Source organism: Salipiger sp. ABF4_146 (assembly GCF_056161345.1).
The window spans coordinates 409,060-427,343 of record NZ_JBSWYX010000002.1; the positions used below are offsets into that span (position 1 = coordinate 409,060).

At 66.1% G+C, this 18,284-nt stretch carries 16 protein-coding genes; 3 read left to right on the top strand and 13 right to left on the bottom strand.

What is annotated here, in order from left to right:
* Positions 1-52: 52 nt before the first annotated feature.
* Together ACXAJT_RS04770 and ACXAJT_RS04775 are read left to right on the top strand one after the other, a co-directional pair.
* A complete protein-coding gene (locus tag ACXAJT_RS04770; protein ID WP_475233358.1) occupies positions 53-613 on the top strand; it encodes a DUF4202 domain-containing protein in 561 nt (186 codons plus the stop codon).
* A 93-nt stretch (positions 614-706) separates the two neighbouring features.
* Positions 707-1,402 carry a CbiX/SirB N-terminal domain-containing protein gene (locus ACXAJT_RS04775; protein ID WP_475233359.1) on the top strand — a complete coding sequence of 232 codons (696 nt, stop codon included), beginning with the start codon at positions 707-709 and terminating at the stop codon, positions 1,400-1,402.
* 6 nt (positions 1,403-1,408) lie between these two features.
* On the opposite strand, the gene ACXAJT_RS04780 is transcribed toward ACXAJT_RS04775, so the two are convergent.
* The 3 genes from ACXAJT_RS04780 to ACXAJT_RS04790 all read right to left on the bottom strand — a co-directional run bounded on the left by ACXAJT_RS04780 (position 1,409) and on the right by ACXAJT_RS04790 (position 6,853).
* Positions 1,409-2,359: an acetamidase/formamidase family protein gene (locus ACXAJT_RS04780; protein ID WP_475233360.1), complete on the bottom strand. Its 951-nt coding sequence runs from the start codon at positions 2,357-2,359 to the stop codon at positions 1,409-1,411.
* 164 nt (positions 2,360-2,523) lie between these two features.
* Positions 2,524-5,664, bottom strand: a complete 3,141-nt coding sequence (locus ACXAJT_RS04785) for an efflux RND transporter permease subunit (RefSeq protein ID WP_475233361.1) — start codon at positions 5,662-5,664, stop codon at positions 2,524-2,526.
* A 22-nt stretch (positions 5,665-5,686) separates the two neighbouring features.
* Positions 5,687-6,853 carry an efflux RND transporter periplasmic adaptor subunit gene (locus ACXAJT_RS04790; protein ID WP_475233362.1) on the bottom strand — a complete coding sequence of 389 codons (1,167 nt, stop codon included), beginning with the start codon at positions 6,851-6,853 and terminating at the stop codon, positions 5,687-5,689.
* A 203-nt stretch (positions 6,854-7,056) separates the two neighbouring features.
* Here ACXAJT_RS04790 and ACXAJT_RS04795 point away from each other — a divergent pair, with 203 nt between their 5' ends.
* Complete coding sequence (locus tag ACXAJT_RS04795; protein WP_475233584.1) at positions 7,057-7,659, top strand: TetR/AcrR family transcriptional regulator; 603 nt, start codon at positions 7,057-7,059, stop codon at positions 7,657-7,659.
* A 15-nt stretch (positions 7,660-7,674) separates the two neighbouring features.
* Here the strand turns inward: ACXAJT_RS04795 and hutC are convergent, their stop codons facing one another.
* The 10 genes from hutC to hutI all read right to left on the bottom strand — a co-directional run bounded on the left by hutC (position 7,675) and on the right by hutI (position 18,280).
* Positions 7,675-8,406, bottom strand: coding sequence for a histidine utilization repressor (gene hutC, locus ACXAJT_RS04800; RefSeq protein WP_475233363.1), 732 nt, complete (start codon positions 8,404-8,406; stop codon positions 7,675-7,677).
* Positions 8,407-8,417: 11 nt separating this feature from the next.
* Positions 8,418-9,209, bottom strand: coding sequence for an amino acid ABC transporter ATP-binding protein (locus tag ACXAJT_RS04805; RefSeq protein ID WP_475233364.1), 792 nt, complete (start codon positions 9,207-9,209; stop codon positions 8,418-8,420).
* Positions 9,206-9,874, bottom strand: a complete 669-nt coding sequence (locus ACXAJT_RS04810) for an amino acid ABC transporter permease (RefSeq protein WP_475233365.1) — start codon at positions 9,872-9,874, stop codon at positions 9,206-9,208. Before ACXAJT_RS04810 ends, ACXAJT_RS04805 begins: the two co-directional genes overlap by 4 nt.
* Positions 9,874-10,518, bottom strand: coding sequence for an amino acid ABC transporter permease (locus ACXAJT_RS04815; protein ID WP_475233366.1), 645 nt, complete (start codon positions 10,516-10,518; stop codon positions 9,874-9,876). Before ACXAJT_RS04815 ends, ACXAJT_RS04810 begins: the two co-directional genes overlap by 1 nt.
* Positions 10,519-10,670: 152 nt before the next feature.
* Positions 10,671-11,492 carry a transporter substrate-binding domain-containing protein gene (locus tag ACXAJT_RS04820; RefSeq protein WP_475233367.1) on the bottom strand — a complete coding sequence of 274 codons (822 nt, stop codon included), beginning with the start codon at positions 11,490-11,492 and terminating at the stop codon, positions 10,671-10,673.
* Between the two features lie 186 nt (positions 11,493-11,678).
* The gene (locus ACXAJT_RS04825; RefSeq protein ID WP_475233368.1) at positions 11,679-13,049 is read right to left on the bottom strand and encodes an FAD-binding oxidoreductase; all 1,371 of its coding nucleotides are present in this window, start codon (positions 13,047-13,049) and stop codon (positions 11,679-11,681) included.
* A complete protein-coding gene (hutU, locus tag ACXAJT_RS04830) occupies positions 13,046-14,737 on the bottom strand; it encodes a urocanate hydratase (RefSeq protein ID WP_475233369.1) in 1,692 nt (563 codons plus the stop codon). Before hutU ends, ACXAJT_RS04825 begins: the two co-directional genes overlap by 4 nt.
* A 14-nt stretch (positions 14,738-14,751) precedes the next feature.
* The gene (hutG, locus tag ACXAJT_RS04835; RefSeq protein ID WP_475233370.1) at positions 14,752-15,552 is read right to left on the bottom strand and encodes an N-formylglutamate deformylase; all 801 of its coding nucleotides are present in this window, start codon (positions 15,550-15,552) and stop codon (positions 14,752-14,754) included.
* Positions 15,549-17,078, bottom strand: coding sequence for a histidine ammonia-lyase (gene hutH, locus ACXAJT_RS04840; RefSeq protein ID WP_475233371.1), 1,530 nt, complete (start codon positions 17,076-17,078; stop codon positions 15,549-15,551). Before hutH ends, hutG begins: the two co-directional genes overlap by 4 nt.
* Positions 17,075-18,280 (bottom strand): imidazolonepropionase, encoded by a 1,206-nt coding sequence (gene hutI, locus ACXAJT_RS04845; protein WP_475233372.1) that lies wholly within the window; start codon positions 18,278-18,280, stop codon positions 17,075-17,077. Before hutI ends, hutH begins: the two co-directional genes overlap by 4 nt.
* Positions 18,281-18,284 lie beyond the last annotated feature (4 nt).

Sequence of the window (18,284 nt, forward strand, 5' to 3'; positions counted from 1 at the left end):
TGCGAGTTTGACGGTGACACCGCCTGTCCCTGACCCTCGAAGGAGCCCGTTCATGAGCGCACTGCAAGACGTCCTCGACGAGATCGACGCCGCAAACGCCAAGGATCCGACGCAGGAAGAGGGCCGCCCCGCAGCCCAGCTTTACGGTGAGCGGATGAGCTCGGAACTGGCCCGGCTGTTTCCCGACGCCTCGGACGTGCTGCAGATCGCCGCGCGGGGCCAGCATGTCGAACGCTGGCTGCTGCCGCGCGACGCCTACCCAATGGATCGCCCCGGCTATTTCGCATGGCGCAAGGAACAGGGCCGCCGTCACGGTGCGCGGCTGGCGGGTATGATGTCGAAGGCCGGTTTTCCGGCCGCTGACCAAGAGCGCGTCGGCGTGCTGCTGCGCAAGGAAGGTATCAAGCGCGACGCCGAGGTGCAGGCGCTGGAGGACGTGATCTGCTTCACCTTCCTGAAGTGGTATTTCTCGCCCTTCGCCGAGGGCCGAGATGCCGACGGCCTGCAACGCATCGTCGAGAAGACCGCGCTCAAGATGTCGCCCGAGGGCCGCGCCCGGGTGCTGCAGGAGTTCGATCTGCCCGAGCCCTTCGCCAGTGCTTTCCGCGACTAGCAGCGGGCGCGTCCTTGAAAGCCGGCAAAAGTTTCCGAAACCACTTGCGGCCCTACGTTGGGGCGTACCCATAGCCATACAAAACAGAGCCACATGACACGCACCGCCCTGATCGTCGCCCATGGCAGCCCCTCCGACCCCGATCCGCAGGAGGCGGCACTGAAAGACCTCGCCGCCCGGATTGCTGCGCAGCTGCCCGGCTGGCGCATTGGTGGCGCGACGCTGGCCAAGGAGGGTGCCTTCGACGCCGCGGTGGCCGAGCTTGGGCAGCCGTGGATCTATCCGTATTTCATGGCGCGAGGCTATTTCACCAAGAAGGTTCTGGCAGAACGCGCGGCGCCGCTCGGGCTGCGGGTGCTCGAGCCTTTCGGGACAGAACCCAGCCTTGTCGACAGCGCCGCGCAGGCGCTGCGCCGGACGCTGGACGACCGCGGCTGGCAGGCGGCGCAGACCACCCTGCTGGTCGCCGCGCATGGCAGCGCCGTGTCGCGCACCAGCGCCGAGAGCGCGCGCGACTTTGCCGCGGCACTGCATGCCGCGCTAGGGTTTGCCGACGCCCGCGCGGGTTACGTCGAAGAGCCGCCGTTCCTGCGCGATCAGGCTGAAGGGCTGGGTCAGGCGATCTGCCTGCCGCAATTCGCGCTGAACGCCGGGCACATGCTCGAAGACGTGCCCGAGGCGCTTGATGAAGCCCGCTTCGAAGGCCCCGTGCTGCCCGCCTTCATCGACTGGCCAGAGACGCCCGAGTTGATCGCCAGCAGCCTCGAGCGGCAGGCCGCCCTGACCTGACGCCCCTCAGCCCGTTTTCAGCAGCCCCTTGCGCAGTCGCCCGTGCACGCCCTTTTCTTGGTTCACCGACTGGGTGATGGCGAAATCGACGGCCAGCGAGCACAATTGGTAGGCTTCCGTCTCGCTGATCTCCACCCGCTGGCGGATCATCGCGATCATCTGGCGCAGGGCGATCTGCAGCGCCGTGTCGAGGCTGGCATGAAACCCCATCGAGATAAGCTCGGTCGGGGTTTCGGCACGCGGCAGGTCGATGCTTTCTCCCTTGAGCAGATCGAAGCGGAAGGTGCCGGTAAGCGCCGTTTCCAGCGCGGTGATGCAGACCTCGCCATCGCCTTGGCAACCATGCCCGTCGCCACAGGAAAAGAGCGCGCCCTCGGTGTGCACCGGCAGATAAAGCGTGGTGCCCTCGGTCAGCAGCTTGAGGTCCATATTGCCGCCATGCAGTCGCGGCTGGATCGAGGTCAGTTCGCCCCATTCCGGCGGCGGTGCAACGCCCATGACCCCGAAGAAGGGCGCTAGTGGCAGCGTGGCGCCCCAAGGCAGCCGCGCGCTGCGTGCCTCGCGGTCGATCGGGATAAGCGTAAGCGCGGACTGCGAGACCGGAAACTCTCCCGGCAGCGTGCCCGAGGCGGGGCGCACGGCGTTGAAGCCCCAGTCGGCGCCCAGCTCGATGCGCTCGATCTCGACCTTCAGCACATCCCCCGGCATCGCGCCTTCGATGGCCACCGGGCCGGTGAGCAGATGCGCCTGCCCCGCGATGTCGGCCGCGAGGATGTCGCGATGCTCGGGCGCGACGGTCATGCCGGAGCCTTCCTTGGGCAGCACTTCCTTGCGGCCCGAGAACGTCTGAATGGTCACGCGGTCGCCCGGCGCGGCGTGCAGAACCGGCGGCAGTTCGGACCAGAAGCGGCCCCAGTGGACAGTCTGCGGGGTGGCGGCAAGCGTGTGGTCGGTCATCAGCAGGGCTCCGGATTGCGAACGGCTCCAACCTTGCGCCACAACGCGCCAACGTAAAGCGCGAGGCGGCATTTCAGTGCCGCCTCTGCGCCGACCGCCTCTTTCTCCAAAAGCAAAAGAGCGGGCCCGAAGACCCGCTCTCTCTAATTGTCATCCGGCAGCGATCAGCTTGCCATTTCGGCCCGCTTCGCGGCCAGTTCCCGTTCTTTTTTGCGGCCGAAGATCTTGACCACCACGACGAAGAACAGCGGTACGAAGAGCACGCCCAGCACGGTGCCGGTGATGGTCCCGCCAAGCACCGCCGAGCCCACCGCCTGACGCCCGCCAGCGCCCGCGCCGCTGGACAGCACCAGCGGTACCACGCCCAGCGAGAAGGCCAGCGAGGTCATGATGATCGGACGGAAGCGCTGACGCGCCGCCTCTTTCACCGCGACCAGCAGCGGCTCGCCGTGCTCCTCGTAGCGTTCTCGGGCGAACTCCACGATGAGGATGGCGTTCTTGCCTGTGAGGCCAATGACAGTCAGCAGACCGACCTGGAAGAACACGCCGTTTTCGAAGCCGAACCAATAGGCCGCGCCCATGGTGCCCAGCACGCCGATCGGCATGGCCAGCATCACCGAGAACGGAATGCTCCAGCTTTCGTAGAGCGCCGCGAGGCACAGGAAGATCGCCGCCAGCGACAGCCCGTAAAGCAGCGGGGCCGAGCCGCCGGAGTCGCGCTCTTCCAGCGACAGGCCGGTCCAAGCGATCTGGTAGCCCGGTGGCAGCTGACCTGCGAGACGCTCGATCTCGGCCATCGCCTCACCCGTGGTCACGCCCGGCGCGGGCGAGCCCTGGATTTGCATCGACGGCACGCCGTTGTAGCGGTTGAGACCCTGCGGCCCGTAGGTCCAATCCTCGGTGGTGAAGTTGGCGAAGGGCACCAGATCGCCCGACGCGTTGCGCACCCGCCATTTCTCGAGGTCAGACGGGGTGGCGCGGCTGTCCGCCTCGCCCTGCACGTAGACGCGCTTGATCCGGCCGTTGTCGTTGAAGTCGTTCACATACTGACCGGCCCATGCGATCGACAGCGTATTGCCGACGTTGGTCGGGGTGACGCCCATCGCACCGGCAGCGCGCCAGTCGATGTCGAGGTTGAACTGCGCTGCGTCTTCCAGACCCGACGGACGTGCCGATGCGATCAGATCGCTCTCTGCGGCCATCCCCAGCATCTGGTTGCGCGCGTTCAGCAATTGCTCGTGCGTCTGCCCGCCCTGCGCCTGCAGGAAGAAGTCGAAGCCCGAAACGTTGCCCAGTTCGATCACCGCGGGCGGCACGATCGGGAAGACCTGCGCGTCGCGGATGCCCATGAACGCCGGGAAGGCCCGGCCCGCAACCGCCTGCACGCTCTGCGCAGGGCTCGGGCGTTCCTCCCAGTCCTTCATCCGCACGAAGGTCAGACCCATGTTCTGCCCCTGCCCTGCGAACGAGAAACCGACCACGCCGAACACCGATTCCACCGCTTCGGACTCGTTTTCAAGGAAGTGCGCCTGCACCTGCTCCACCACGTCGAGCGTCCGCTCGGCGGTGGCCCCGGTCGGCCCTTGGATCAGGGTCATCAGGATGCCCTGATCCTCGTTCGGCAGAAAGCCCGTGGGCGTGCTGTTGAACAAGAACACCATGCCGTAGCCAAGCGCGGCATAAACCACCATCATGCGCAGCGGGCGCTTGATGATGTGCCCCACCGTGCCGGCGTAGCCGCCGGTCAGCTTGTCAAAGCCCTTGTTGAACCAAGCGCCCGGACCGCGGCCTGCGCCGTGGCCTTTCTTCGGCTTGAGGATGGTGGCGCAAAGCGCTGGGGTCAGGGTCAGCGCGACGACGACCGACAGGCCCATGGCCGATACGATGGTGATCGAGAACTGCCGGTAGATGATCCCGGTAGAGCCGCCGAAGAAGGCCATCGGCACGAACACCGCCGAGAGCACCAGCGCGATACCGATCAGCGCGCCGGTGATCTGCCCCATCGACTTGCGGGTCGCTTCGCGCGGCCCGAGCCCCTCTTCTTCCATGATACGCTCGACGTTCTCGACCACCACGATGGCGTCGTCGACCAGCAGGCCGATGGCCAGCACCATGGCCAGCATGGTCAGCGTGTTGATCGTGAAGCCCGCAAGCGCAAGGATCGCGAAGGTGCCGAGGATAACCACTGGCACGGCCAGCGTCGGGATGATCGTTGCCCGCAGGTTCTGCAGGAACAGCAGCATCACGAAGAACACCAGAATGATCGCCTCGATCAGCGTCTTCTGCACCTCGTGAATCGAGATCTCGATGAACGGGGTGGTGTCATAGGGAATGACGTAGCTGACGCCCTCGGGGAAGAACTCGGCGTATTCCTCGATGCGCTCCTTCACCCGTTCGGCGGTCTCCAGCGCGTTGGCGCCGGACGCAAGCTGCAGCGCCATGCCCGACGAGGGCTTGCCGTTGTAGCGCGCGATGGTCGAGTAGTTTTCGGCACCGATCTCCACCCGCGCCACGTCCTGCAGCAGCACGAGGCCACCATCGGTTTCCGAGCGCAGCACGATGTTGCGGAAATCTTCGGGGGTGCTCAGCAGCGACTGCGCGGTGATTGTGGCGTTGAGCTGCTGGCCCTCGGGCGCCGGCAGCGTGCCGAAGGCACCGGCCGAGATCTGCGCGTTCTGCGCCGAAACCGCGCTGACCACGTCCGATGGCGTCATCTCGAAGGCCGAGAGCTTGGACGGGTCGAGCCAGATGCGCATGGCGTATTGCGCGCCAAAGACCTGCGCCCCGCCGACACCTTCGATGCGGCTGAATTCGTCAACCAGATTGGAGTTCAGGTAATCCGACAGGTCGGCCTGATCCATGTTGCCGTCGTTGGAGATGAGGCCAATCACCATCATGAAGGACGACGAGGCCTTCTCGACGGTGACCCCTTGCCGCTGCACCGTCTCGGGCAGCAGCGCGGTGGCCTGTGATAGCTTGTTCTGGACCTGTACCTGCGCCACGTCCGGGTCGGTGCCCGACTCGAATGTCAGGGTGATCGAGGCCGTGCCCGCCGAGGTCGACGAAGAGTTCATGTAGCGCATGCCGTCGAGACCGGTCATCTGCTGTTCGACGATCTGCGTGACGGTATTGGCCACGGTCTCGGCCGAAGCGCCGGGGTATTGCGCGCTGATGCGCACGGACGGTGGCGCGATCTCGGGATATTGCGCGATAGGAAGAGTGATAATCGAGAGCACCCCGATCCCCATGATGAGGATCGAGATCACCCAAGCGAAGACCGGGCGGTCAATGAAGAAACGTGCCATCAGTGGGCTCCTTGTCCGCGGGTCACTCGGAGGCCGCGCCGGGATCGACGGCGGCGGTTTCGGTCGCGTCGCGCTCCTGCGGGGTCACGGTTTGTCCGGGAGAGATTTTCTGAAGGCCGGCGACGATCACGCGGTCCCCGGCGCTCAGGCCCTCGGTCACAACCCAGGTGTTGTCGAGGTCACGCTGGATGGTGATTTGGCGGCTTTCCACCTGATTGTCGGCGTTCACCACCATGGAAACCGGACGACCGCGGCGGTCGCGGGTAACGCCTTCTTGCGGCACCAGCACGGCGTCGCTGACGGTGCCCTGCGGCAGTTCGACCTGCACGTACATGCCGGGCAGCAGGAAGTGATCAGGGTTCGGAAACTCCAGACGCAGCACGACAACGCCGGTCTGCTCGTTCACATGCGGCTCGGCGGCGGCAAGGCGACCGGTGTGCTCATAAACCTCGCCATCGGCAAGGCGCAGGCTGACCATCGCCTCGCTTTCTTCGGCGGCGGCCTGCCCCGAACGGCGCCAGCGCAGCAGTTCAGCGGCCGATTGCGTCACGTCCACGTTCACCGAGTCGAGCGCGCGGATGGTGGTCAGCGGCGACGCTTGGCCAGCGGTGACCAGCGCACCCTGTGTCGCATCCGAAAGGCCAACGACGCCCGACAGCGGCGCACGGATGGTGGTGCGCTCAAGGTCGATGTTCGACGACAGCAACTGCGCCTCGGCGACCTTCACCGCCGCCTCGGCGACGTCGCGTGCGGCAAGCGCGTCGTCCAGCGTCTGCTGGCTGGTGACCGAACGCTCGCGCAGCTCTTGCTGGCGCGAAAGCTCGCGCTCGGCGGAGGCCGCCTGCGCCTGTGCCTGTACGAGGCTCGCCTCGGCAGAGGCTTTGGCTGCCTCGTAGCTGGCCGGATCGATGCGGTAGAGCGGATCGCCCCGGCTGACGTCTTTGCCCTCTTCGAACAGGCGCTCGACGATGATGCCCCCGACCTGAGGCCGCACCTCGGCCTCGCCAGAGGCCTGCACCCGCCCCGGCAGTTGGGTCGTCAGCGTTACGTCCTGCGCCTCCAGCGTCACCACGGTGACCGGCTGCGGCGGTGCCTCCCCCTCTTGCTGGGCGGACACGGCAGGGGCGAGGAATAGGGCGCCAAGCAGGGCAAGGGGCCGCAGCAGGCTTGAAGCGGTGCGGTTCGACATGGAGGGGCTCCGGAAAGAAATAAGGCGCATCTTGCGCAAAGGTCCTGAATCGCGATAAGGAAACTCAACCGTTTTGTAAAGCGCCCAGATGTGCCAGTGTTGCTATTTAGACAGACCAATGTGACCCAAGGACACCAATGACCAATTCCAGTTGCCCCGCCGATGATGACTCTGCACCGCGCCGCCGCGGCCGCCCGGTGCAGATGGACCAGAAAACGCGGGAGGAATTGGTTCTTTCGACGGCGACTCAGATGATTGCCGAGCGTGGTCTGGAGGATGTTTCGGTCGCCGCCATCGCGCGGCAAGTGCATATGTCCAAGCGCACCATCTACACGATGTTCGAGAGTCGCGAAGAATTGCTGGGTGCCTGTTTTGCACGCATCGGCACGCGTTTGTTCCGCACCCGCGACAGCCAACACGCCGATGCCCCGCTGGAAGACCGGCTGCGCCATCTGCTGACGCTCAACGAGGAGCCCAACATCAACGAGGCGCCTTTGGAATTGTTGCGCGCGATGATCACCTCGGCCCCGACCTACCCCAAGCTTGCCTGCAGTATCCTCGAAACCGGCGCTCTGGCCTTGCGCGGCCAGATCGCCCGCGAATTGGCCGACGCCACGGACGCGGGGGACCTGGCACTCAGCCCCGAATGCTACGAACCGGCGGCAGAGATGCTGATGGACATGGCTTTCGGCAACGGCATTCACAAGCTGCTCGACCCCGCCCGCTACTGCTCGACCCCAGAGGCCCGCGCCGCGCGCCGCGATCGGGCCATCACCCTGTTTTTGGATGGTGCGCGGCGGCGCTGACCGCCAGCGCCAAACCTAGCCGGGCAGCGAGGGGGTGAAGCGCGCACTCAGCCGATTGGCCGCGCCGGGATAGGTCAGACGCACCTCGGTGACGGTCTCGCCCTGCCGCCACGTGCGGCGCTCCATCACCAGACAGGGCGCGCCAAGAGACAGATCGAGAAGCTCGGCCACCCGCGCCGATGCGCCAACTGCGGCGATCGTGTGCTCGGCCTCGCTCCACGGAATGTGCTGCAATAGCCAGACGCCCGGCGCCAGATCGGTGAAACTCTCGGCCTCGGCATCCGGCGCCACCTCGAGATTGATCACCCGGTCTTCGAGGCAGAACGGGGCGTCGTCGGCAAAATGCAGGCAGGTCAGCGCCAGCACCTTGGCACCCGGCGCGACGCCAAGCTCTTCGGCTTCGCCCTCCTTCGCCGCGCGCAGTTCCCGGGCCACCACCTCGTGACGGTAGGCGGCGCCTTGCACGGTGACCTCGTCCTTGATGTCCTTGATTTCCAGAACCGCGTTCTGGCTCTGCTGCGGCATGACGATCGAGCCGGTCTTGCGCCGCCGCAGCACCAGCCCGGCATTGGCGAGCTGGGTCATCACCTTGTTCACGGTCATCCGCGAACAGCCGTATTCCAGCCGCAACTCCTGCTCGGTGGGCACGCGGTGGCCGGGCGGCCACGCGCCGGAGAGGATCTTGCCCTCCAGATCGCTGCGGATGCGCTCGTGCAGCGAGGCTCTGGGGGCGGTGTCCTTGCTCATGCCCTGCCCCGTCAGACCAGCGTCGAAGCGCCGCGGTCGAGATAGGTGTCGAGGAACTGCTCAAGCCGCGGATGGCGCGGCTTGGCAAAGGCCTTGGACGGCGCCTCGGTGAACAACAGCTTGCCCTGATCGAGGAAGCTGATCTGATTGCCCACGGTGGCGGCAAAGCCGATCTCGTGAGTCACCACGACCATGGTCATCCCTTCGGCCGCCAGCCCGCGCATCACGTTCAGCACCTCGCCGGTAAGCTCGGGGTCGAGCGCCGATGTGGGCTCGTCGAACAGCATGATCTTCGGCTCCAGCGCCAGCGAGCGAGCGATGGCCACGCGCTGCTGCTGGCCACCGGAAAGCTGGCTGGGGTAGTGCCCTGCCCGGTTTTCCAGCCCCACCTTGCGCAGCTGCACCATGGCCTTTTCCTCGGCGTCGGCGCGGCTCATCTTGCGCACGCGGCGCAGCGCCGCCGACACGTTTCCAAGCGCGGTCATATGCGGCCACAGATTGAACTGCTGGAACACCATGCCGATCTGCGAGCGCACCTTGCGCAGGTCGCTCGAGGTCTGGCGCTGGCGCTTGCCGGCGCCATCATAGACGAACCCGAGCGGCGCCCCCTCGATGAAGATCGAGCCGTCGGTGGCCTCCTCAAGAAAAGCCATGCAGCGCAGCAACGTCGACTTGCCAGAGCCCGAGGGGCCAATCAGGCAGGACACCTGCCCGCGCGGGATTTCCAGCGAGATGTCGTCGAGCACGGTCGTCTCGCCGAAGCGTTTCACCAGATGCTGAACGGAGATCGCGTTGTCGCTCATGCCTTTGCCAGCCTGTACCTAGAGAGTTTCTTTTCCGCGAGCCGCCCAAGCAGGCCCGCCAGTTCGACCAGCACCCAGTAGACGAGCGCGATCAGGACCATCGCCTCGACAAAGGCGTATTCCTGCGAGCCGATGGCGCTGGCGGTCATCGTCATCTCGGGCACCGTGATGAGCGAGAGCAGCGCCGTTTCCTTCAGCAAGATGATCGCCATGTTCACCGACGGCGGAATCACCAGCAGCGCCATTTCAGGCAGCAGGATGTTGCGGATCACCTGCAAGCGGGTGAAACCCAGGCACTCCGCCGCTTCCACATGGCCCGGCGGCACGGACTGATAGCCAGCGCGGAAGATCTCGGCGAAATAGGCCGAGCCATAGATGCTCAGCGCGATCAGGCCTGCGGGCAGCGCGTCCAGCGACAGGCCGATGTAGGGTCCACCGAAGTAGAGCAGGAACAGCTGCACTAGGAAGGGCGTGCCGCGGATCACCTCGATCGGCACGGTCAGCGCCTTGTCGACGAAGGTGCCGCCATAGCGGCGCGCGGTCGCAACCAGAAAGCCGATCAAAGCTCCGGCCAGCGTACCGACCACCCAGACAAAGATCGTCATGGCGATGCCAGAAAGCAGCTCGTCCTGCTTCGACAGGATAACGTCGAAATCGAACCCCATCAGGTGCCTCCCACGCCCGGCAGGCGACGTTCAAGCTGGCGGCCCGCCGTGGCGACCACGAGGTTGATGACCAGATAGATCAGCCCGGCGCTGGCGTAGATTTCCAGCGGCATGAAGGTCGAGGCGACAAGGTTCTGCGCCATGCGTGTCAATTCGATCAGGCCAACCACCGACACCAGCGACGAGGCCTTGAGGATCAGGATCGCCTCGTTGATCAGCGCCGGCAGGGTCAGCCGCAGCGCGATCGGCACGCGGATGTGCCAGAAGGTCTGGCTCTTGGTGAAGCCCGCCATGTCGGCGCTTTCGACCAGACCTGTGGGCACGCCTTCGAAGCCGCCGCGCAGGTTCTCGGCCTGATAGGCGGCGGTGCAGATCGACAGGCCGATCACCGCGGTCACCAGCGAGGGGATCTGCACCCCGATCACCGGCAGCAGGTTGTAAAGCAACAGCAACTGCACCAGCAGCGGCGTGCCGCGGAAGAAGGAGATGAAGAATTTCGCGAACCATTGCAGCGGGCGGATGCCCGACAGATTCGCCGCCGACAGCAGGATCGCCAGCGCTAGGCCGATCGCGATCGACAGCGCGCTGACCCAGATGGTCATCAGCGAGGCTTCGAGCAGCAGGGTGAAGAGTTTCCAGCTCATTGTCCGGGAAGGGCCTCGGGCTTGGCGTCTGTTGCGGGTGAAAAAGACCGGCTAGGAAAGACCGGCTGAAAAAGACCGGCGGTGGCCGGATGACCCTCCGCCGGTCAGGCCGAAAGGGCCGGCCCGCGTAGAACGGGCCAGCCGGGAAAGCCTTAGATGTTGGGGTCGGTCACCGCGTCGGGGGTGTCGAAGGTCTGGCCGAACCACTTCTGCTGCAGCTCGCCAAGGCGACCATCTTCCTTCATCTTCAGGATCGCGGCGTCGATGGCATCCATCAGCGAGGCGTGATCGTCGTCCTTCAGGCCGGGGAAGCCGAAGTAGGTCTTGGTGCCGAAGGGCGCGACCACTTCAAAGACTTCGGGACGCTGCGCCGCGACGAAGGCGATGTTCGGCAGCGAGTTGGCGACACCGGCGATGCGGCCCGCTGCGAGGTCGGCATAGGCTTCGTTGAACGAAACGTAGTCACGGGTTTCCGGTGCCGGGTCGAGCGTCGCGCCATACTCTTCGAGCTGTGCAAGCTGCGCCGTGGCGTGACCAGCACCGATCACCTTGCCAGCCATGTCTTCGGGGGCGCTGATCGAATCGTCGTTCGCGGATTTCAGCAGAGCCACGGTGGCCTCCGCGATCGGCGGGGTGAAGCGGTAGCGCTCCATGCGGGCCGAGGTGATGGTTGCGGGGCCCGCGACCACATCGAACTGGCCTGCTTCCAGACCGGGCAGAACGCCGGCCCAATCGAGGGTGATCCACTCGATCTCGACGCCAAGCTCTTCACCAATGGCGGCAAAGATGTCCATGTTGAGACCGGTGTGCTCGCCCGCATCGATATAATCGAAGGGGGCGAAAGCGGTCTCGGTCCCGACCTTCATCACGCCGGCTTCTTGGATCCGGGCAAGCGCGTCCTGCGCTTGGGCCGCAACGGCCCCACCCATCAGAAGCGCCGCGCCCGTGAGGGCGGAGATGACTTTGTTGCGCATGTACAGTAGTCTCCCTGTTGTCGGTCCCAGCCAGTTTCTGGGCCGAGTTCCGATTTTGACTATACAAAAAGGGACCACGCTGGTTCCCTCTGTCAATCCCTGCTGTCCGGCCTTCTCACGCGGCTTTGTGACAGGCAAGTGCAAATGCACAAAATTCAGGCACGCACTCCGCGTCAAACGGTCGGTTTACAGATCGAAGATCTTGCCGGGGTTCATCAGATTGGCCGGGTCCACCGCGCGTTTCAGTGTCTTCATCAGCGCCAGCGCGGCACCATGCTCGGCCTCCATGTAGCCCTTCTTGCCCAGCCCCACGCCGTGCTCGCCGGTGGCGGTGCCCCCCAGTTCGATGGCACGGGCGACCAGCTGGCCATGCACCTTCTGCACCCGCGCTTTCTCTTCCTCGCTGTCCGGATCGAAGAGCATCACGAGGTGAAAGTTACCGTCGCCCACATGCCCATGCATCGGCGCCACGATGCCCTCTTCCGTCAGCGTGGCCTCGATCTCCGTCAGGATGCGCGGCAGTTCCGAGACAGGCACGGACACATCGGTCGACAGCGAACTGCAACCGGGCCGAAGCCCGCGCGCAGCATAGAGCGCCGAATGCCGCAGCGCCCAGACCTCGGCGTATCGCTCGGGGGTGTCGACCAGATGCAGGTCGGCCCCGTTCTCTTCGGCCAGCGCATCGAAAGTGTCGCGGTCGGTGCTGACTTGGCTCTCGGACCCTGCGAGATCCACCAGCAGCGTCGGCTGCTCGGGCAGGTCGGTTTTGTTGTAGGCATTGATCGCCTTGACCTGCAGCGCGTCCATCAGCTCGATGCGGTTCAGGCAGAGCCCGAACTGCAGCGCCTCGACGACGGTCTGCGTCGCGGCCTCGATGGTCGCAAAGCTGTAGAGCCCGGCCTTCGACGCCTCGGGGATACCCGTGAGCCGCAGGGTCAGCTCGGTGATGATCCCCAGCGTGCCCTCTGCCCCTAGGAACAGATGCGTCAGATCATAGCCGGAGGAGGATTTCCGCGCCCGCCCGCCGGTCTTCACGATCTGCCCGTCGGGCAGCACCACAGTCAGCCCCATCACCAGATCGGCCATGGTGCCGTGACGCACGGTCATCGTGCCCGAGGCGCGGGTGGAGGCCATGCCGCCCAGCGTCGCATGCGCACCGATGTCGATGGGCAGGAACAGGCCCGTCGCCCGCAGGTCTTCGTTGAGGCGCTGCCGGGTGAGGCCCGCCTGCACGGTGCAATCCATGTCCTCGGGGCTGACGCGCAGAACCCTGTCCATCTGCGAAAGGTCGATGCAAAGACCGCCTTGGGTGGCGTTCACCTGTCCCTCGATGCAGCTGCCCGCCCCGAAGGGCACGATCGGGCAGCCATGGGCCGCGCAGATCCGGACGACCTGCGCCACCTCCTCGGTGCTTTGCGCCATGAACACAGCGTCGGGCAGCGCTGCCGGATGCCAGCTGTCCCCTGCCCCATGCTGCGCGCGGACCGCCTCGCTGCGTTCGATCCGGCCCGGAAAGGCAGTTTCAAGTTCGGCGAAGGCGGTCTCGTGCTGTGTCACCCCAGGATCCCCGGCAGGTTGAGTTGATGCTCGCGGGCGCAGTCAAGCGCGATGTCGTAGCCCGCATCCGCGTGCCGCATAACGCCTGTCGCCGGGTCATTCCAGAGCACACGCGCCAGACGCTTGTCGGCCGCTTCACTGCCATCGCAACAGATCACCATGCCCGCATGCTGCGAAAAGCCCATGCCGACGCCGCCGCCGTGGTGCAGCGACACCCATGTCGCGCCCGAGGCGGTGTTGAGCAGCGCGTTGAGCAGCGGCCAGTCGGACACCGCGTCCGAGCCATCCTTCATCGCTTCGGTCTCGCGGTTCGGCGAGGCCACCGAGCCGCTGTCGAGGTGGTCGCGGCCGATGACGATCGGCGCTTTCAGCTCGCCGTTGCGCACCATCTCGTTGAACGCGAGGCCCAGCTTATGGCGCAACCCGAGGCCGACCCAGCAGATGCGCGCCGGCAGGCCCTGAAACGCGATGCGCTCGCGCGCCATGTCGAGCCAATTGTGCAGGTGCGGGTCGTCGATCAGCTCCTTCACCTTCTGGTCGGTCTTGTAGATGTCCTCTGGATCGCCCGAGAGCGCCGCCCAGCGGAACGGGCCAACGCCGCGGCAGAACAGCGGGCGGATGTAGGCGGGCACGAAGCCGGGGAAGGCAAAGGCGTTCTCCAGCCCCTCTTCCAGCGCCATCTGGCGGATGTTGTTGCCATAGTCGAGCGTCGGCACACCTGCGTTCCAGAAGTCGACCATCGCCGCGACATGGTCGCGCATCGAGGCCTTGGCGGCCTTTGCCACGCCCTTGGGATCGCTCTCCTGCTTTTCGCGCCACTCGGCGACGCTCCAGCCTTTTGGCAGGTAACCGTGCACCGGGTCGTGCGCCGACGTCTGGTCGGTCACGATGTCGGGACGCCCGTTCGGCATCGACTCGCCCGCCTGCATGCGGCGCACCAGTTCGGGAAAGACGTCGGCGGCGTTGGCGATCAGCGCGACCGACTTGGCCTCGCCCGCCTTGGTCCAGCGGTCGATCATCGCCAGCGCCTCGTCCAGCGAATGGGTCTTCTCGTCGCAATAGCGGGTGCGGATGCGGAAATCGGCGCGGGTCTCGTCGCACTCCACCGCAAGGCAGCAGGCCCCGGCCATCACCGCCGCCAGCGGCTGCGCGCCGCCCATGCCGCCAAGGCCGCCGGTGAGGATCCACTTGCCCTTGAGGTTGCCGTCATAGTGCTGGCGGCCCGCCTCGACGAAGGTCTCGTAGGTGCCCTGCACGATGCCCTGCGCGCCGATGTAGATCCACGAGCCCGCGGTCATCTGGCCGTACATTGCCAGACCCTTCTTATCGAGCTCGTTGAAGTGATCCCAGTTGGCCCAATGCGGCACGAGGTTGGAGTTGGCGATCAGCACGCGCGGCGCGTCGGGATGGGTGCGGAACACGCCCACGGGCTTACCCGATTGCACCAGCAGCGTCTCGTCTTCTTCGAGGTTTTGCAAAGACGCGACGATGCGGTCGAAATCCTCCCATGTGCGAGCGGCACGGCCGATGCCGCCGTAGACCACCAGCTCGTGCGGGTTCTCGGCGACGTCGGGGTGCAGGTTGTTCATCAGCATCCGCATCGGCGCTTCGGTCAGCCAGCTTTTGGCGGTGATTTCGGTGCCGGTCGCGGGGAAGACATCGCGCAGGTTGTGGCGGGGGTTGGTCATCTGGGTATCTCCTCTTATCGGGTCAGCGCCGGCGCAAGCGCCTCGATCCGCTGCAGCAACTCGGCAAGGTGGACCCGCAGTTTCGCGGCCTTGCGTTCGTCATAGGCGTAGGGGGCCACCTCGCTTTCGAGGTGGGTGTCCTGCGCCAGCTCCATCTGGATGGCGTGGACCCCCTCTTCGGGGCGGCCGTAATTGCGCGTCGTCCAGCCGCCCTTGAAGCGACCGTTGAGCACCGAGGTATAGCCATCAGCGGCGGCACAGACCTCCACCGCGGCGGCCTCAATCGATGGGGCGCAAGTGGTGCCGCCAGCGGTGCCGATGTTGAAATCGGGCAGTTTGCCGTCGAAGAGGAACGGGATGTGCGAGCGGATCGAGTGGCAATCATAAAGGATCGCCACGCCGTGCTGTGCCCGCACCCGCTCCAATTCGGCTTTCAGCGCCGCATGATAGGGCGCGTGGAAGGCGTCGCGGCGCGCGGCGATCTCCGTCTCGTCCGGCTCTTCGAGCCAGATCGTCGTGCCATCGAAATCGGTCAGCGGCACCAACCCCGTGGTGTTCTGCCCCGGGTAGAGGCTTGCGCCATCCGGCGGACGGTTGGCGTCGATCACGTAGCGGTGGAAGGTGGCGCGCACCAGCGTCGCGCCCGGCAGCAGCCCTTCGTAGAGCCTGTGGATGTGCCAGTCGGTGTCGCTCAGTTCCTGCCCGCGCGGGGTGAGTTTGCGAAAGACCTCGTCGGGCAAATAGGTGCCGGTGTGCGGCAGGCCAAGGACGATGGGGCTGTCGCCCCGGGTGACGGTGACGGGCTCGTTTCTCACAGTTTTTCCTCCAGTCCTGCGGCATCCAGCAGGGCGCCGTCGCGCACCAAGATCGCGCCTTCCTCAAGGTCGGGCGCGAGGTAGCGATCATTCTCCAGCGGCGCGACGCGGGTGCGTATCTTCGTGATCACACGGGCCAGACGCTGCGAGGTCTTCAGCGGCGCGCGGAAGTCGACGCCCTGCGCGGCACAAAGCGCCTCGACCCCAAGGATCACCGACAGGTTGCGGTTCATCAGCCCCAGACGGCGCGCGCCATGGGCGGCCATCGACACGTGATCCTCTTGGTTGGCCGAGGTCGGCGTGCTGTCGGTCGAACATGGGTTGGCGAGGTGCTTGTTCTCGGACATCAGCGCGGCGGTGGTCACCTCTGCGATCATGTAGCCCGAGTTCAGCCCCGGCGCGGGTGTCAGGAAGGGCGGCAGATCGTGGTTCATCGCCGGATCGACCATCAGTGCCACGCGACGCTGCGCGATGGCCCCGATCTCCGAGAGCGCCAGCGCGATCTGATCGGCGGCAAAGGCCACCGGCTCGGCGTGGAAATTGCCGCCCGAGACGATGTTGCCCGGTCCCCCGTCTTGGCCCAGCACCAGCGGGTTGTCGGTGACCGCGTTGGCCTCGATCTCCAGCGTCGTGGCGGCGTAGCGCAGCAGGTCGATGGCAGCGCCCGCCACTTGCGGCTGGCAGCGGATGCAATAGGGATCCTGCACGCGGGTGTCGCCCTCACGGTGGCTCTCGCGGATCTCCGAGCCTTCCATCAACTCGCGGATGCCCGCCGCGACCTCGATCTGCCCGCGGTGGCCGCGCAGCGTGTGGATCTCGGCACGGGTGGGTGCGGTGGAGCCCATGATCGCGTCGGTGGTGAGGCTGGCGGTGACGATCGAGGTTTGCGCGTTGCGCCAGCCCTCGAACAGCCCGACCAGCGCCAGCGCGGTCGAGAACTGCGTGCCGTTGATCAGCGCGAGACCTTCTTTCGGCCCCAGCACCACCGGCTCCAGCCCGACCAGCGCCAGCGCCTCGGCGCCGTGATGCACCTCGCCGTCAACCTCGGCCTGCCCTGCCCCAAGCAGCACGGCGGTCATATGCGCCAAGGGCGCCAGATCACCCGAGGCGCCGACCGAGCCCTGACAGGGCACCACCGGGGTCACGCCCTTGTCGAGCATCGCCTCCAGCAGATCGACGGTCTGCACCTGCACGCCCGAGGCACCGCGCCCGAGGCTCAGCAGCTTCAGCGCCATCATAAGGCGGGTGGTGGCGCGCGGCAGCGGCTCGCCGACGCCGCAGCAATGCGACAGGATCAGGTTGCGCTGCAGCGTCGCGGTGTCCTCGGGCGCGATGCGCACAGAGGCGAGCTTGCCGAAGCCGGTGTTGACGCCATAGATCGCCTCGGAGCCGGCGGCGGCATCGGCGACCACCTTGGCCGAAGCGGCGATGGCCGGGCGCGCCGCTGCGTCGAGACGCGCAGGCGCATCGCTCCGCCAAAGCTGTTCAAGCTGCGCCAGCGTGGCGGCGCCGGGGGTGAGGATCATACTTGGCCTCCAAAGATACGGGCGTGAAGCGTGTTGAACCCGATGCGATAGGACAGTTCTGCCGGGCTGTCGGTGTTCCAGATGTTCAGGTCCGCGCGCTGACCGGCGGCGATGCGGCCACGGTCAGTGAAGCCGAGCGCCTTCGCAGCGTTGACGGTCACCCCGCGCAGCGCCTCTTCCGGCGTCATGCGGAAGAGCGTGCAGCCCATGTTCATCGCCAGCAGCAGCGAGGTCAGCGGCGAGGTGCCGGGGTTGGCGTCGGTCGAGAGCGCCATGGGCACGCCGTGCTCGCGGAAGGCCGCGACGGGCGGCGCCTGCGTTTCGTGAATGGCGTAGAAGGCGCCGGGCAGCAGCACGGCGACCATATCCGCCTGCGCCATGGCCTTGGCATCGGCCTCGGTGGCGTATTCCACGTGATCGGCCGAAAGCGCGCCGTATTTGGCCGCAAGCTGGATGCCGCCCTGATGCGACAACTGCTCGGCGTGCAGCTTGACCGGCAGGCCGAGCTTTTGCGCCTCGGCAAAGACCGGCTCCATCTCGGCAGCGGAAAAGGCGATGCCCTCGCAGAACCCGTCGACCGCGTCCACCAGCCCCTCGGCATGAGCCGCGCGCAGGGTCGGCAGGCAGATTTGCTCGATGTATTCTGCCTTGGTCGCCTCCCACCCCGGCGGCATGGCGTGCGCACCGAGGAAGGTGGTCACCACGTTGACCGGACGCAGCTCGGCCAGCTTGCGCGCGACGCGCAGCATCCGCATTTCGGTCTCGCGGTCGAGCCCGTAGCCGGACTTGATCTCGACGGTGGTCACCCCCTCGGCCAGCAGCGCTTCTAGCCGCGGCAAGGACTGTGCGATCAGCGCCGCCTCGTCCGTTTCGCGCGTATGGCGCACGGTCGAGGCGATGCCACCTCCGGCGCGGGCGATCTCCTCGTAGCTGGCCCCCTCAAGGCGCATCTCGAACTCGCGGGCGCGCGAGCCGCCGTAGACGAGGTGCGTGTGGCAGTCGGTGAGCGCGGGCGTCACCAGACGGCCCTCAAGCTCGGTCACATCCCAGCCTGCGTAGTCTGCGGGCAGATCGGCCGTCGGACCGATCCAAACGATGACCCCGCCGTCGATAGCCACGGCGCCGCCCTCGAGCAGCCCGTAGCCCTTCTCCCCTTCCAGCGTCACCAGAGTCCCGCCGCGCAGCACCTGTTGCTTTGTCATCTCG